Genomic DNA, 16,208 nt, shown 5'->3' with positions numbered 1-16,208 from the left:
GGCCGAAGGGATTCGGCTGTGAGAGCCGGCGCAGCCGAGTAGAACCTATGCCACCCCGCGTCCAAGACAAACTCGCCGCGATCATCGCGGAGATCGACCGCGCCGGATGCGCGAATGTTATGCGCCTCACGGTACTCAAGAAGTGGTTTGAACACCCCAGACGCCTCCGCGCCTTCGGTCTCTGGGTCGCGGAGCGGGCCGCCGCCCGCGGGGACGCGGCAACGGGCGAGGCGGCGGAGTTGTTCGCACAGGCCCGCGCCCTGCTGACGGAGCGCCCCCTGTCCGAGCCGATGCCCGGGTGGACCGCCGCCGAGCGACTACACCATCGCCTGCGCGCCTTCCAGAACACTTACGAACACCACTGGGGGCCGGTGCGCATCATCAAGAACTGGGACCTGCTACTCATTGAGGAGGGCCTCGCCCTCTATTTGGGTGAGCGGCGTGACCCCACCGCCGGCTATCGACTGGCGGTGGATGAATGCAAGCACTATGAGGGCCTCTTCGGCGATCTGACTCGGCCCTCACGGGCAAAATTGACCGCCCTCATCGGCTTCGTAGCGACGACCGAGGCGCGCGAAGGCGAGTGTTTTGACTAAACCCCGCACAACACCCGCACCGGCCCGAAGCTGCGTCGATGCTCCGGGCAGGGTCCGAGACTGATCAGGGCCGCCCGGTGGGCGGCCGTTGGATAGCCCTTATGGACAGCGAAGCCGTAACCGGGATAGTCCAGGTCGAGCTGGCACATGAGCCGGTCGCGGGCAACCTTGGCGAGGATGGAGGCGGCGCCGATGGCAGGGATGAGCGCATCGCCGCCGATGATGGTCTCCACCGGACAGCCGCAACCCGGGGCGCGGTTACCGTCCACCAATACCCGGTCGGGCCGCGGGTCCAGGGCCGCCACGGCGCGGGTCATGGCGAGCAGGCTGGCCTGAAGGATGTTGATTTCATCGATCTCGGCGGCGCTTGCCCAGGCGACGGCCCAGGCCAGCGAGTGCTCCTGGATGATGGACTCCAGGGCTTCGCGCCGCTTGGCGGTGATCTTCTTGGAGTCGCCGAGCCCATGGATCGGCCGCGCCGGGTCGAGGATGACCGCGGCGGCGCACACCGGCCCGGCCAGGGGGCCGCGGCCGGCCTCGTCGACACCGGCGATCAGGAGCATTGAGTCAGCGGCGGGAATCTTGGCTTTCATTTGGGTTAAGGCTCATCACAAGGTGCTTTGCAGCCACCACTGCCGCTCGCGGCGCGGAGCGCCAAACACAGGCGTGACACCGCGGAGCGGTGTCACGAGAGATCCGCGGTGTCACGCGCAGCGACCGGGGACCAGCGCATCGTAGTCCGGCGCGAAGCCGGCGGCGAGCAGCGCCTCGCGCAGGGGTGACTGGAGCGCGGACTGGCCGTCGATGGTCTGAATGAGGAGCCGCCGCCGACCGCCGCCGGACAATCGGGCCAGGGCGGCCAGGGCCAGGGGCAGTTCGCCGCCGTCCGCGGTGAGTGAGGACGGGAAGCTCGACAACGCACGCGCGCTGCTGCCGAGATAGAGGACGGGCTTGCCGGCCACCAGAATCACCCAGGCACCGCTCACCCGGCGCGGGGCCGGACCCGCGGTCGCGGGCCACGGCAGCAATGCGCCATAGGGATTGGCGGGGTCCAGTGCGGACAGGACGCACACGGTGTCCGCGGTGAATCCGTCGATCGGCAGCTCATCCAGACGCGCGGCGCGCAGCCGCTCCAGCGCGCCGGGGAGCGCGAACTGGGCGCCGGAGAGACCTTCGACAAACCAGCCGCGGCGCACCCGGCCCGATTCCTCCATCTGTTTCAAGACCCGGTAGAGCGGTGCGAAACCACCGGGCACTCCCTCGGCCTGGACCGCCTCCCGGCTCACCACACCGTAGCGATCGAGCAGCAGCCGGGCCTGGGCGAGGAGGCGCTGCGTATCGCTCGGCGGTGGCACCCCGCGCCCACTGAGGTCCGCCACCAGAGACCAGCGCCCGCCGGCCAGGGCCGGTTCCCGACCGCGGTGCCGCGTGCGGATCGGCCCGGCCAGGCTGCGCAACGGGGCAAAGGTGTCGTTGGTGATCAGCCCGGCCCAGACCAGGTCCCAGACGGCGGACTCGAAGGTCACGCGCTCAACCTTGATCCCCGCCCGCTCGGGGGCCGTGGTCAGTTCCATCAGGAAGCAGGCGCCGCGTTCCCGCAGGTGCTCGATCAGGACCTGATGCAGGGCGACGGCGGGCGGCTCCCCTACCCCGCCGCTCGCCCCGCGCCACTCCCCGCCCGCCGGCGGGTACAACGCGACCTTGCCGTCCTTCGGCCCCAAGGCCCCGCGCCCGATCCAGACGATTTGGCCGGCGGCGGCCAGCAGGTCCAGGTCTTGGGACCGGTAACCGGGGACCCGGGCGGGCAGCAACACCCGGTCGAGCTGGGACCAGGGCAGGCTCAGGCCGGCGAGTTGCTGGACGACCTCCAAGAGCCGGTCCGGCCCCTTGAGGTCCTCGCCGATGCCCTGCCAGGCGGGGAGGAAGCGCCCCAGGGTGGCCCCGTCGACCGGGGCGACGGCGTCGCGGGCGCGGGCCAGGGTGCGACGACGCAGGCGTTGCAGGACCTCACCATCGCACCACTCGGGCTCGGTGCCTGTCGGACGCAGCTCGCCGCGGACCAGGGTGCCCTGGGACTCCAGCAGGCGCAGGACTGGTTCGATCTGGGCCGGCCGCAGGCCCAAGCGGGCGGCGGGCTCGCGGGTGAGGAAGGGACCATGGGTGTGGGCGTAGCGGCGGATCAGGTGCTCCAGGGGGGCCGCCCTCGGGGTGAGGCAGGACTCGGGCAAATCAGGGGCCAGGACCAGGCCCAGTGCGTCGCGATAAAGGCCGGCATCCTCGGTGGCGATCCAGCGGGATTCGCCATTGATGGTGATGGGCGCAGCGCGGCCTTGGACCTTCAGTGTGGCGAGCCAGGCGGAAGCAACCGCCGATCCCAGGACGCACCGCTCGGCAATTTCGGCCGCGGTGAGGTCGCCCAGGCGGCGCAACAGGTCGTGGAGTTCGTCCGCGTCGCGGGCGCGGCGCCCGTCCGTGCGATGCTGGAGTTCGGCCTCCAGGTCGGCGAGCACCGCCGGGTCGATCAACTCGCGCAGTTCCGTCTGGCCCAGCAGTTCGGCCAGCAGGCCGCGGTCCAGCGTGAGTGCCTGGGCACGGCGCTCCGGCAGCGGGGCATCCTGCTCGTAGAGATAGGCCGCCACATAGGCGAAGACCAGCGAGCGGGCGAAGGGCGAGGCGTGCGCGGTTTCCACCTGATGGACGCGGATGGCGCGGGACTGCACCAAGGTCAGGACCTCTTTGAGTCCGGGCAGGTCGAAGACATCGCCCAGGGCCTGCCGATAGGTCTCAATCACCAGCGGAAAACTCGGGTAGCGGCGCACCGTGGCCAGCAGGGTCTGGGCACGCAGCCGCTGCGCCCACAGGGGTTGGCGGCCCTTGGCCTGGCGGCGTGGCGTCAGCAGCGCCCGCGCCGCGTTCTCGCGGAACAGGCCGGCGAAGAGCGCCGTGTCGGCGAGTTGTTCGGTCACCTGGTCCTCGACGTCCGTCGGGTCCGGCAGCAGGTCGTCCAGGGTGGGCAGGTCCTCCCCGTCGGCCAGACGCAGCACGATGCCGTCGTCGGTATACATCACCTGGACCGCGACCCCGGACCGCCGACCGAGCCGGGCCTGCAAGGCCATGGCCCAGGGGGCATGGATCGGTGCACCGTACGGGCTCAGGATGCAGACACGCCAATCCCCCAGCTCGTCGCGGAAGCGCTCCACGACGATGGTGCGGTCGCTCGGGACCTGACCGGTGGCCTCCCGCTGCGCGCGGATATAGGCCGCCAGGTTGACCGCCGCCAGGTCGTCCAGCGGCGCCTGCCCCTGGACCCAGTCAGCCGCCGCCTCCCCCTTGAGACCCGCCGCCTGACGGCAAAAGGCCCCGACTGCCCGCCCCAGCGCGAGCGGCCGGCCGGGTCCGTCGCCATGCCAGAAGGGGAGCCGGCCGGGCTCACCGGGGGCGGGCGAGACGATGACCCGATCGCGCGTAATCTGCTCCACCTGCCAGCTGGTGGCCCCCAGCAGGATGCAGTCCCCGGCCTTGCTCTCGAAGACCATCTCCTCGTCCAGCTCACCGATCCGCGGGCCGTCCGCCCCCAGGTGGACACTGTAGTAGCCCCGGTCCGGGATGGTGCCGGCGTTGAGCCGGGCGATCAGGGCCGTGCCGCGGCGGGCGCTCAGGGTATCGGTCGCCCGGTCCCAGGCGAGGAGCGGCTTCAAATCCGCCAGTTCGCCCCCAGGGTAGCCTCCCGAGAGCATCTCCAGCACCGCCTCCAGCGCCGTCCGTGAGAGTTCCCGATAGGGTCCGGCGCGGGTCACCAGTGCGTGGAGTTCGCCGACGGTCCGGTCTCCGGTCGCGCAGTGCGCGGCCACCTGCTGGGCCAACACGTCCAGCGCGTTGCGTGGCATACGGAAGGGTTCCAGTTCACCCGTCAACATCCGCGCGGCGACCACGGCGCACTCCAGCAGGTCGCCCCGGAACTTGGGGAAGATGCGCCCGCTGCTCACCTCCCCCACCCCATGCCCGGCGCGCCCCACCCGTTGCAGGCCGCGGGCGACTGAGCCCGGGGACTCCACCAGCAACACCTGATCCACCGCGCCCATGTCGATGCCCATCTCCAGCGAACTGGTCGCGACGATGGCCTTGAGCTCGCCGCGCTTCAGGGCCTCCTCGATTTCGGTACGCTGCTCAAAGCTGACGCTGCCGTGGTGGGCGCGAACCAATGTAGGGGCGGGTTTCAAACCCGCCCGTACGGGTTTCAAACCCGCCCCTACGGCCTCATCGCCCGCTGCCGCCAGGTCGTTGAGGCGCCGGCACAGGCGTTCGGCCAACCCCCGGCTGTTGACGAAGATGATCGTCGAGCGATGGGTGCGGATGGCGTCCAACAGGGCCGGATAGAGCGCCGACCAGATCCCCCGCTCGGGGGCGACCTGGCGAGAATCGGGCGGATCGCTCGCGAGGAGCGGCGGGCGCTCCATGTCCGGCACCGGCACACAGACCTTCAGGTCCAGCCGCGGCGGATCGGCAGCATCGACGATCTCCACCACCCGTTCGCCACCCAGAAAACGCGCCGCATCCGCCAGCGGCCGCACGGTCGCCGAGAGCCCGATCCGCTGGGGGTCGCGCGGGCACCGGGCGGCCAGCCGCTCAAGTGACAGGGCCAGGTGCGCACCCCGCTTGGTCGGGGCCAGTGCATGGACCTCATCGACGATCACCGTGTGGACGGTTCTGAGGTTCTCGGCCGCGCGTGAGCCGAGCAACAGATAAAACGACTCCGGCGTGGTGACCAGGATCTCCGCCGGCTCCCGCAACTGCCGGGCGCGCTCCTGCGGTGGCGTATCCCCAGTGCGGATATCCACGCGCGGGGGCGCGAGCGTCAAACCGAGGTCCGCCGCCACCCGGGCGACCCCGGCCAAGGGCGCACGCAGGTTGCGCTCGATGTCGTAGACCAGGGCCTTCAGCGGAGAGATATAGAGGACCTGGACGCCGGGAGGACGCGGAGCGGCGTCATCACCCGCTGCCATCAGCCGGTCGATGGCCCACAGAAAGGCGGCCAGCGTCTTGCCGCTGCCGGTCGGGGCCGTGATCAACGCATGGCACCCGGCGGCAATCACCGGCCAGCCGCGCGCCTGGGCCGGCGTGGGGCCGGCGAAGTGCTGATCAAACCAGCGGCGGGTGGCAGGAGCGAAATAATCCATATGGGTGGGACGTTAATCCGGCAGCAATGCCTGTTGCTATTGCGTCGCACCGGCTTGTCGCAGGATCGCTGCGATGGTGCCATCGCCGGCGTTGGGTGCAGACAGGACTAAGGACAGGGCGGTCGTGCGACGGTCGGCCGCCTTGGCGTTGACATCGGCGCCCTTGGCAAGCAGCGCCTGTACCAGTGCGCCATTGCGGGCAGACACCGCGAACATGAGGACGGTCCAACCGTCGCGCTCCGGGCGATGAAACCGGCGATCACGCTCGTCAACGGCGACCTTGGCATTGACATCGGCCCCCTTGTCGATCAATGCCTGCGCTGCCTGTTCCTGGCCGCTGGCCAGGGCAATCATCAGCGCGGTCCGTCCGTCTGCGCTTCTGGCGTTGACATCGGCCCCCTGGTCGATCAAGGACTGCACCGCGCCCTGCCGTTCCTCGCTCAATGCCTGCAAGGCCCCCTGGCGTTCCTTGCGCTGGCTTGCGCTCAGACCCAGTACTCTGCTTTGTTGGTCTGCTGCATTCAATGCGTAGATCAGCGCGGTCTGGCCGCTCTGGTCCTTGACGTTGACAGAGACACCCTGGTCGAGCAGCAGCCGGACGACCTCAGGGTGCTCGCCGCACGCGGCATCCATCAGCGTCGTGCTGCCGCCCTCCGACTTGATATGGAGATCGGCCCCATGGTCGATCAGAAGCCGTGCGGTCTGTGTATTGATGAGGCCCCACTTCAAGGTCGGGAGATCGGGCTTGTGCCCACCGCTTGCACCACTGAGTCCGCAGTTGGGATCTGCACCCTGCCCGAGCAGCCGTTGCACGACCTCCGTGTGCCCGTTGGCGGCAGCGAAGCACAGTGCCGATTCATTGAAGCTCGGACGCGCATGGACGTCCGCGCCATGGTCGAGCAATAGACCGACACTCTGCGCATCGCCGACCTGTGCGGCCTCGAACAAGGCATCCGCGCCTTCTGTAGCGACATCAGCGCCGTGGTCGAACAAGGCCTCGACCAACTCGCGCTGTCCATACCGCACACCCAGGCGCAGCGCCGCGCGGCCGTCAACCGAAGCGACCTCGGCACCATGCTCCAGCAGCAGCGGCATGGCCTCGGCGTGGTCGCATAGGATGGCAAATGACAGGGCGGTGCGGCCCTGCTGGTCCTTGGCATTGACCCGCGCACCGGCGTCTAGTAAGACCTGGACCAGTTCACGATGGCCCTGTCCTGCGGCAATGCTCAAGGCGCTCGGGGGACTCTTCAGACGCAGCGGTTGGTCGCAGGGATCGGACACTCCGTCGGCGTAACGGAACCTCATGCCGATCTTGGGGCCCCGGTCAACCGACAACGTCTCGAATCTCGAACTGATGTTGCCGCATCGATCGCCGACCGTGAACTCGGTACCAAACTCGATCTTGCCGTTGACACTAGCACCACGCGCAATCAGTCGCTTCACCAGTTCAACATGGCCGGCGCCGACCGCCTGCGCCAAGACCGCTGGGGTGATCGTCGCTCCCTTATCGATCAGCGCTTCGACGATCTCGCGGTCACCCTGCCGCGCGGCGAGCGGCAACGGGGTCGCATAGCTCGCGGCGTTGGGATCAGCACCCGCCGCCAGCAGCGCCTGAACGATTTCAAGGTGGCCGATCTGTACCGCAAACATGAGCGCGTTTTCGCCGTTCTGCCCTTTGGCATTGACGTCGGCAGCCTTGGCGAGCAACGCCGTCACGATCTCGAGGTCACCGCGTTTCGCCGCAAGTCGCAAGGCGGTCTCGTGAAATGATGTGTTGGCATTGGCATCGGCACCCTGCGCGAGCAGCATCAGCGCGATGTCGCGGCTTTCGCGGATGGCGCTGGAGTTCCCATACACCATGCCGTTGGGCGTGTCGCGGACGGTGCGGGAGTCGCCCTGCACCGCTGCCATTAGGGCCGTCTCGCCCTGCGGCGTCCGGGCATTGACATCGGCACCGCGGGCGATCAGTGCCTTCACCGACTCACGGTCGGCCTTCCTCGCCGCAACGATGAGGGCGGTTGCCCCGTCTGGCTCCCCGCTGGTGACCTGCGGATCGGCGCCCCGCGCGAGCAGTGCCTCGACCATCGCGGCGTCACTGCGCGCCGTGGCAGTCTCCAAGGGGGTTAGGCGCTCGCTGCCGCGGGCACTCGCATCGGCACCCCGCTCTAGGAGCAGTCGGACCAGTGTGAGATCGCCGCGTTCCACCGCGATGGTCAAGGCAGTACCGCCGCCCCGCCCTTGGCGGGGATGGCTCTTATCTTGGTATCCGGTCACATTGACATCGGCCCCGCGGTCGAGCAGCCTCTGTACGCGCTCCAGGTCCCCCTGCTGCGCGGCCCACATCAAAGGGGTTTGACCGGTCACGCCCCTGGTATCGGCCGCGGCACCCCGCTCGAGCAGTAGATCGAAGACCGCGCGGTCGCCCTGCGGTGACATCGCGTTGACATCGGCACCGTGGTCGAGCAGCCAGCGGATCAGCTCGGGAGCATCCTGGGCATATGCCAAGGCCGTGCCCCCGGCATTGACGTCGGCCCCCTTGGCGAGCAGGGCCGCGGCGACCTCGAAGTGTCGCCGCCGCACGGCGCCGAGCAACGCCGTTTCGCCCTTCCGGTTCGTGGCATTCATCTCCGCGCCCTTGGCGAGCAGGGCGTTCACCACCCCGAGGTGGCCGTTCCACGCGGCGGCCATCAAGGCGGTGTCGCCGTCGCTATTGGCATTCAACTCAGCACCCCGCTGGAGCAGGGTCTCAACCAATGGCAGATTGCGTTTGTTGGCGGCGGACATCAGCGCAGTTCCGCCACGAGAGTCCACTGCATTGACATCGGCACCCCGGTCGAGCAATGCCTTCACCGTTTGGGCGTCACCATTGTACACGGCGATGATCAGGGCGGTTCGGCCAAACACGTCCTTACCGCTGTCATCGGCGCCCTTATCGATCAGTAGCCGCGCGATCTCAGAATGGTTATGATCAATGGCGAAGACCAGCGCGGTCTGGCCCCGCTTGTCCTTGGCATTGACAGCGGCACCCAGGTCGAGCAGCCACTGGACGAGCTCGCGGTCACCATGCTCGGCGGCGCGGATCAAGAGGGTCGCGTCCTGAATGAACCAGCCATTTTGCTGCAAGACATCGATCTTGGCTCCCGGGCGGCCGAGTGCCTCAACCAAGGTATCATGGCCTTGCACCGCCGCCAGCACCAATGTGCCCCACTGGTCCTTCCGCACGGCGGATGCATCGGCACCCTTGGCCAGCAGCGCCCGAATGATCGCACGGTTGCCGTTGCGCACAGCGGCCCCCACCGCCGTCCACCCATGATCATCGGTCGCATCGGCAGCGGCGCCCCGCTCGAGCAGTAATGCGACGGTGTCGCCGTGGTCGCATTCGGCCGCGCGCATCAGGGCGGTGCCGCCGCCACTGTCCCTGACGTTGGGGTCGGCGCCCTGGTCGAGCAGAATCTGTGCCGTTTCGCGGTCGTTGCAGACGGCGTTGAACAAAATGGGGAAGATGCCCTCCTGTTTGCCATTGGGGTCGGCGCCCGCAGCGAGCAGCGCCCGCAGGAGCGGCAGCCGGTCGTCGATCCACAGGCTCTGCTGCGTCAAGACCGTATCGCCCTTCTTGTCCTTGAGCTTGGGATCGGCGCCCCGGCCGAGCAGGATTTGGACAACCTCGAGATGACCCTTGCTCACGGCACTCATCAGTGCCGTCTGGCCCTCCTGGTCCTGGGCATTGACCTCGACGCCCTTGGTGATCAGCAACTGCGCAACCCGCGCAAAACCAGCCGATGCCGCAGTCATCAACAGGGTCACGCCGGACGGGGTTTTCGCCTTGATATCGGCGCCCCGGGCGAGCAATGACTCGACGATCGCTACATGGCCATTTCCGACAGCGGCCATTAACGCGGTCAAACCGGAGACGGCCTGCGTATTGATCGCGGCACCCCGGGCGAGCAGTACGTCGACGATTTCCGGGTGGCCCGAGGATGCAGCGGCCATCAGCGCGGTTTCGCCGGCCGCGCTCTTCACATTGACATTGGCTCCCCGGGCCAGCAACACCTTAACGATCGCTGTCCGGCCGAACCCCGCGGCACTCACCAAGGCGTTCCGCGGCGGTCCGACACGGGTAAAGGCGCCCGCTAAGCGGTCGTTCCAGGCATCGATATCGGGAACACCCTGGTCGAGCAATGCCGTGACTTCCGCTGGGTTACCCCGCTCCACGGCAATCATCAACGCATCTGGGCTGGGAGTGCTTCGCAGGGCATGGCCGGCATCCTGCCGGATGGGCGGTCGCACGTGGGCCGGGCCACCGGGTCCGACCGTCTGGTTGGCGTCCGCGGCGAGACCGACACCCGACCACAGCAGGACGCTGACGGCCAACAGCCAGCCGCCAAAGGGCCACCCCCGACGCGCCGATATCGCGTTAGCCATTGTGATTCTCCTGTCAGTGGTGACGGTTATGATCGATGTCGGCAGCGCTGCCCGACGCTACTGCGTGGCACCGGCTTGGCGCAGTCGTTCCGCGATCTCGGGATGACCCCGCTGGATGGCCATGGACAGGGCGGTGTCACCCTCGGCGTCCCGGGCGTTGACGTCGGCGCCATGGGCAAGCAACAGTTGCACAATCTCGAGATTCCCCGCGGCGACCATCAGAGCGGTCCGACCCTTGGGGGTCACGACCCGTTTCTTCGGCATCACAGGCACGGGCGACCCGGCGGTGCCACCCTCAGACACAAATGCTGTTACCTCAGGCGTCCGGGCATTGACCGCGGCGCCTTTGGCCAGCAGCGCCTTGACCAGCTCCGGGTAACCCCGAACCGCGGCGAACATCAAGGGGTTATAGCCCATGCCGCAATCGCGCTCCTTGCCATTGAGCTCGGCGCCCTTGTCGATCAGTGCCAGCGCGAGTGCCGCGTTGTAAGCGATTGCGTCGCAGAGCACGACCCCGCCCGCGGTCTTATCGATCTGCGCGCCCTGCCCGAGCAATAGCCGCGCGGTCTCCAAGTGTCGTCCATCCAGGGCCGCCAACAGCGCGGTCACGCCGTCTGCGCCCGCGGTATCGATAGCGACCCCATGTGCGACCAGGACGCGCACGACGGCGATGTGTCCGAGATAAGCGGCGGCACGCAACGCCGTCCAACCCTGCTCCGGCTTGCATGAATCAGCCGAAGAAGAAAAGTGCGGGCGGTCACTCTCGCGGTCGCACCGCGACGGCTCATCGCCCCGGGTCTTGCAGTTGGCGTCGGCCCCCTTGGCCAGCAGGGCCTGCACGATCTCGGCATGCCCCTGGACCGCAGCGACGCACAACAGTGCGGCACCCGCGGGGGTATTGGCCGCAACGCCATGGCCGAGCAGGGCCTGCACCATCGCGAGTTGACCGTCCGCCACGGCGGTCTTCAGCATCGCCATGGCGTCGATCGATGCGACGGCTGCAGCATGGTTGAGCAGTAGCGCCACGGTGGCGGCATCGCCCGCGGCGACCGCCAACGACAGTGCGGTCCGACCAGCCGCATCCGTGGCATTGGCATCGGCACCGTGCTCCAGCAGCGCCGGCACGGCCGCGGTCCGGCCGAATTCGATCGCCAGCAACAGGGCCGTGCGGCCAACCGCGTCCTTGACATTGGCATCGGCGCCGTGTTCCAGCAGCGTCGGCACGACCGCGGTCAGGCCGGACTCGAACGCCAGAAACAGAGCCGTGCGGCCAACCGCGTCCTTGGCATTGGCATCGGCGCGGTGTTCCAGCAGCGTCGGCAGAACCGCGGTCAGGCCGGATTTGACCGCCGACAACAGGGCCGTGCGGCCGGCCGCATCCTTGGCGTTGACCTCGGCGCCGTGTTCGAGCAGCACCGGCAGAACCGCGATACGGCTATATTCGACCGCCAAGAACAGCGCGGTACGACCGACCACGTCCTCGGCATTGACGTCGGCGCCATGGGCGAGCAGTACCGGCACCAGCGCGTTATGACCATAGACGATCGCGAGCGATAGTGCGGTCCGGCCGACCGCGTCCTTGGCATTGACAGCGGCGCCTTGGTCGAGGAGCAGCGGCACAGTCTCGGTCCGCCCGTGCGCAACGGCCAAGGACAGGGCGGTCTGGCCGTCGGCGGTCGCGGCATTCACCTCGGCGCCCCGGGCCAACAGGGCCTCGACCACCGCGCGGTCGCACCCAGCGACGGCGGCCATCAGGGCGGTCCAGTCGCGCTTCCCGCTATCCTGCGGCAGCGCCGGGTTGGGAAATCCTTCTTCCATGGACGGGACGGGGGCGACACCGGGCTGCATCATTGGCGGTTGGCGGACAACGGGATATCGCTGGGGTTCACGCGGCGCAGGGGCCACCCAGACGACATCCCGTTCAGGTTTGAGATCGGCGCCCCGTTCCAGCAGCGCTACTGCCATCGCACTGTCACCACCCACCAGGGCGGTGGCGAGGGCCGTGCGGCCACTCCCACCACGGGCGTTGACGGCGGCGCCATGGGCGAGCAGGATCCGCGCCAACGCAACGTCGCCGTCCTCCACGGCGATGCGCAGTGCCGTTCTCCCTTTTGGCTGAGCTGAGGGACTGGCGGTATTCGCTGCCGTGTGCTTGGCTGGGGCAGCGGAACGCACAGCGGCTGATGCTGGTCTCACTGAACCCTCTGGCACGGCCTCCACGGCATTGGCATCGGCGCCCCGCGCGAGCAGGACCTCGGCGGCCTCGCGCTGTCCCCCTCGCACGGCGAGGATCAGTGCGGTCTCACCGCGCTCCGTCTTGGCATCCACCGCGGCGCGCCGGGCAAGCAGGGCCTCGGCGATCTCATGCCGGCCGCGCTCCGCGGCAATCACCAGCGCTGTGCGTCCGCCGGCGGCGGCCTTGTTTGGATTGGCACCCTGGTCGAGCAGCCACTTGAGCGTCCCCAGGTCCTCCTTCCAGACGGCTGCGATCAGGGCGGCGGCGCCCCCGGCGTTGAGGTCAGCGCCCTTAGCGCGCAGGACCCCGGCGACCTCCAAATGGCCCCCGCGCACCGCGGCGAGCAAGGCGGTGTCGCCGGCGTTGTCCTTGGCATCGACCTTGGCACCCTTGGCGAGCAGGGCCTTAACCACCGGCAAGTCACCCGCGGTCGCCGCGACGATCAACGCGGTCTGGCCCTGATGGTCAGCGGCCCCGACCGCGGCACCCGCCTTGAGCAGCGCCTTGACCGCCGGCTCGTCGCCACGGCGCGCGGCGAGCATCAGGGCGGTGCGGCCGTCCTGGTTAGCGGCCTTGGGATCGGCCCCCGCCGCGAGCAGCCACCCGACGAAATCGGGGTCGCCGTAGCCGGCGGCACGGATCAACAGGTTGGCGAGGGTGTCGTCCTTGGCGGGCAGATCGTGCAGCGCCTGCGCGAACGCGGGCTCGCCCTGCGCGGCCGCCAGCACCAGCAAGCCCCAGCGGCCGGTATCAAGGGTCTTGAGGTCGGCGCCCTTGGACAGCAGGGTCTGCACGGTTGCGCGGTCACCATTTGCCACGGCCTGGCCCAGCGCGGTCCGACCGCCCTGGTCCTTGGCCGCAACCGCCGCGCCGCGATCGAGCAACAGTTGCACCACCGGGCGGTGGCCCTGAGCGGCGGCCAGCAGCAACGCGGTATCACCCCAGTGGTTGCGGGCATCGACCTGCGCACCCTGGTCGAGCAGGGCCTGCACCACCTCCAGATGGCCGTTGCGCGCGGCGTCCATCAGCGGGGTCCAATCGTTGGAGACCTTCGCATTGGCATTGGCGCCGCGCGCGAGCAACAGCTGCACCACCTCGGACTGACCAGCCTGCGCGGCCACGTACAGCGGGTGCTCGAACCCGTCGCCCCGGCCCTCGAGGGCGGCCCCCTGGTCCAGTAAGGCCGCGATTTCATCGCGCCTGCCGCGCCGCACGGCACGGATCAGCATGTCCGCGGCGGCGATGCTCTGCGCGCTCTTGGATGGGCCCGCCGGAGCCCCCGTTGCCGGGCGCGGCGGGGTCTGGACCGGGGGCGGGGAGGACGGGTGCGGTGGGGCCGGCGGCGCACCTGCCGACGTCGGACGCTCTAACGGGACCAGATCGTCGCGCTGCGCACTTTGGGTCAGGTCAGCCGCGAGACCGACGGCCGCCCACACCAAGGCACCGACGACCCAGCCCCCCCCTAAGACCCGACCCCAACCAGCCAACTTCCCGCTCCCCATCGCGAATCTCCTGTCAGTCGCTGCTGTCTTGATGGCTTCTGGCGACCTTGGCGCCGAACCATGCATAAGTTTACACCACAAGTCAATTGCGACTTTCTCTCCATCCTGCCGCATCGGCTAATCGCAAAAGAAGTAAGGCCAGTCACCCCGGAAGCTGAATATCCGCCGCCGGGCTGGTAACGCGCCCCGGACGGACCCACCTGATCTTCATGTCAGACGAACGCCCCAGCGTCCCGTTCGCCGCGGATTGAGTTGCGGGGAGGCAGCACGCCATGCATCAACGAAAACCAGGTACAGCGTTCGCGCGATTGGCCCTCGCGGGGCTGTCGCTACTCATGGTCGGCGCCCCCGCCCGGGCGCAACCGGCGCTGCTCGGGCTTGTCATCGGCGACAGCAACTACACCGCCTTTCCGGCCTTGCCGGCCTGCCTGGAATCCTCGCAAGCGCTGGCCAAGGCGCTGCGCGGGCTCGGCTTCCAGGTGGTGGAGCGCGCGGATGTCACCAGCGGGGGCCTGGCGGCCGCCATCGACGAATTCGGCCGAGGGATGGCCGCGGCACCGGGCGCCAGCGTCTTTGTCTATGTCTGCGGCTATGGGGCCGGCATGAACGACCGGCCCTTTTTGCTGCCGGCCTCGGCGCGCATCCAGCGGCCGTCCGATGTCATGACCCAGGGCCTGCTGGTCAAGGCCCTGCTGGACGTGCTGGTGCGCGGCCAGCCCAGTCGGGGCGTGCTGGCACTGGACCTGGTGCCGGCCGCCGGTGTCCCGGAACCCGTGCTGGGGCAACTTGCCGAGCAGCCGACCCCGGAAGGCGTCGGGCTGGTCGCGGTGATCGCACCACCAGCCACGGCCGGCCCCACCGCGCTGGCCGCCGCGCTCACGGCGGGGCTCGCGAATCCGCAGGTCCAGTCGGCAGATCTGCTGGCCGGACTGGAGGCCAAGCTGGCGGGCGGCCCCCGGATCGCCCTGCTGCGGATGCCGGCACCCTCACGCCGCCTGGCGGACGATGCGGCCATGTCTGCCCGGTCCGCCGTCCCGCCCGCCGCCACTCCAACCTCGACCGCCACGCCGCCCGCCGTCCCAACGGCCGCATTTCCGGCCGATGCCGACATGACCGAGAGCGATCGGCGGGGCGTGCAGGTCAAACTGGCCGAACTCGGCTATTACTCCGGGCGTCTCGATGGCCGGTTCGGCGCGGAGACGCGCATGGCGATCAAACGCTTTCAGCGCGAGATCGGCGCTGAGCCGACCGGGGTGATCACCGGCGAGCAGACGCGTCGACTTCTCACCGGGGCGACGCGTTGAACGGCCAGCACCACACATACCGCGACAGCGACAGAGGGAAAAACGATGAACCTGAAGACCAAGTTCAATCTGGCGATGCTGGCGGCCTTCGTTCTGGGGCTGGCGCTCGCCGCCACCTTGATCTACGGGGCCGCCAACGCGGACGCCCGGCGCGCGGTGATGCGTGAGGCGTCACTCCTGATGAGCGCGGCCTCCGCGGTCCGCGTCTATACGGTCAGCGAGATTACCCCGCTGCTGGCAGAACAGAGCAAGCTGCGCTTCCTGCCGCACACGGTCCCGTCCTGGGCGGCACAAACTAACATGCGCCGTATATTGGAAAAGGAATTGCCGAGTTACACCTACAAGGAGGCCTCACTGAACCCCACCAATCCGGCAGATCGGGCGACCGATTGGGAAGCAGACATCATCGGCGAGTTCACCCGCAACCCGGATATGACCGAATTCGTGAGCACCCGCGACTCTGCGCTCGGACCCACCCTGTCGCTGTCAAAGCCGGTCCGGCTCAAGGACCCGGCCTGTCTGGCCTGTCACTCAACTCCAGCAGCCGCACCGACGACCATGATCGACCTGTACGGAACCGCCAACGGGTTCGGCTGGAAGCTCAACGATGTGGTCGCCGCACAGGTCGTCACGGTCCCGCTGCGGGTAGCGATCGAACGGGCGAACAAGACGCTCACACTCTATCTGGGCGGGCTGGCCGCGGTCTTTCTGTTGGTGATCGTGTTGCTCAACATCTTGTTGACGACCCTGATCGTGCGCCCGGTGCGCCGGATGTCGGTCGTCGCCGACGAGATCAGCACGGGAAACATGGACGCCCCGGAGATCGTGCCCACCGGTCGCGACGAGATCGCCTCGCTCGCCACCTCGTTTAACCGGATGCGCCGCAGCCTCGAGAAGGCGCTGAAGCTCCTGGAGGGCTGACCATCAACGGCCAAAAAACACCCCCGCCCCTGCCGGCGACGATCGGCCGC

Annotated in this window: 7 protein-coding genes; 3 read left to right on the top strand and 4 right to left on the bottom strand. The window is 68.5% G+C overall.

Features of this window, described 5'->3' with window-relative positions:
• Positions 1-47: 47 nt before the first annotated feature.
• Positions 48-596 carry a hypothetical protein gene (locus QZY44_RS06500; RefSeq protein ID WP_295443885.1) on the top strand — a complete coding sequence of 183 codons (549 nt, stop codon included), beginning with the start codon at positions 48-50 and terminating at the stop codon, positions 594-596.
• On the opposite strand, the gene rnhB is transcribed toward QZY44_RS06500, so the two are convergent.
• The 4 genes from rnhB to QZY44_RS06480 all read right to left on the bottom strand — a co-directional run bounded on the left by rnhB (position 593) and on the right by QZY44_RS06480 (position 13,933).
• Positions 593-1,189 (bottom strand): ribonuclease HII, encoded by a 597-nt coding sequence (rnhB, locus tag QZY44_RS06495; RefSeq protein ID WP_295443883.1) that lies wholly within the window; start codon positions 1,187-1,189, stop codon positions 593-595. The genes QZY44_RS06500 and rnhB overlap by 4 nt on opposite strands.
• 111 nt (positions 1,190-1,300) lie before the next feature.
• Positions 1,301-5,773 (bottom strand): DEAD/DEAH box helicase, encoded by a 4,473-nt coding sequence (locus QZY44_RS06490; RefSeq protein ID WP_295443880.1) that lies wholly within the window; start codon positions 5,771-5,773, stop codon positions 1,301-1,303.
• 36 nt (positions 5,774-5,809) lie between these two features.
• Positions 5,810-10,195, bottom strand: coding sequence for an ankyrin repeat domain-containing protein (locus tag QZY44_RS06485; RefSeq protein ID WP_295443878.1), 4,386 nt, complete (start codon positions 10,193-10,195; stop codon positions 5,810-5,812).
• Positions 10,196-10,252: 57 nt separating this feature from the next.
• The gene (locus QZY44_RS06480) at positions 10,253-13,933 is read right to left on the bottom strand and encodes an ankyrin repeat domain-containing protein (RefSeq protein ID WP_295443875.1); all 3,681 of its coding nucleotides are present in this window, start codon (positions 13,931-13,933) and stop codon (positions 10,253-10,255) included.
• 272 nt (positions 13,934-14,205) lie between these two features.
• Here QZY44_RS06480 and QZY44_RS06475 point away from each other — a divergent pair, with 272 nt between their 5' ends.
• Together QZY44_RS06475 and QZY44_RS06470 are read left to right on the top strand one after the other, a co-directional pair.
• Positions 14,206-15,237 carry a peptidoglycan-binding protein gene (locus QZY44_RS06475; protein ID WP_295443871.1) on the top strand — a complete coding sequence of 344 codons (1,032 nt, stop codon included), beginning with the start codon at positions 14,206-14,208 and terminating at the stop codon, positions 15,235-15,237.
• Positions 15,238-15,282: 45 nt separating this feature from the next.
• On the top strand, positions 15,283-16,158 hold the full coding sequence (locus tag QZY44_RS06470; RefSeq protein ID WP_295443868.1) for a DUF3365 domain-containing protein: 876 nt from the start codon (positions 15,283-15,285) through the stop codon (positions 16,156-16,158).
• The last annotated feature ends 50 nt before the right edge of the window (positions 16,159-16,208 follow it).

The sequence above is a fragment of the uncultured Thiodictyon sp. genome (assembly GCA_903837595.1).
Lineage (GTDB): Bacteria > Pseudomonadota > Gammaproteobacteria > Chromatiales > Chromatiaceae > Thiodictyon.
The sequence above is the reverse complement of the archived record's forward strand: the minus strand, read 5'-3'. Positions and strand labels throughout refer to the sequence as shown.

Bases quoted from the DNA above. Each gene is read 5' to 3' on its own strand.
- QZY44_RS06500 (WP_295443885.1), top strand. From the start codon at position 48: ATGCCACCCCGCGTCCAAGACAAACTCGCCGCGATCATCGCGGAGATC.
- rnhB (WP_295443883.1), bottom strand. From the start codon at position 1,189: ATGAAAGCCAAGATTCCCGCCGCTGACTCAATGCTCCTGATCGCCGGT.
- QZY44_RS06490 (WP_295443880.1), bottom strand. From the start codon at position 5,773: ATGGATTATTTCGCTCCTGCCACCCGCCGCTGGTTTGATCAGCACTTC.
- QZY44_RS06485 (WP_295443878.1), bottom strand. From the start codon at position 10,195: ATGGCTAACGCGATATCGGCGCGTCGGGGGTGGCCCTTTGGCGGCTGG.
- QZY44_RS06480 (WP_295443875.1), bottom strand. From the start codon at position 13,933: ATGGGGAGCGGGAAGTTGGCTGGTTGGGGTCGGGTCTTAGGGGGGGGC.
- QZY44_RS06475 (WP_295443871.1), top strand. From the start codon at position 14,206: ATGCATCAACGAAAACCAGGTACAGCGTTCGCGCGATTGGCCCTCGCG.
- QZY44_RS06470 (WP_295443868.1), top strand. From the start codon at position 15,283: ATGAACCTGAAGACCAAGTTCAATCTGGCGATGCTGGCGGCCTTCGTT.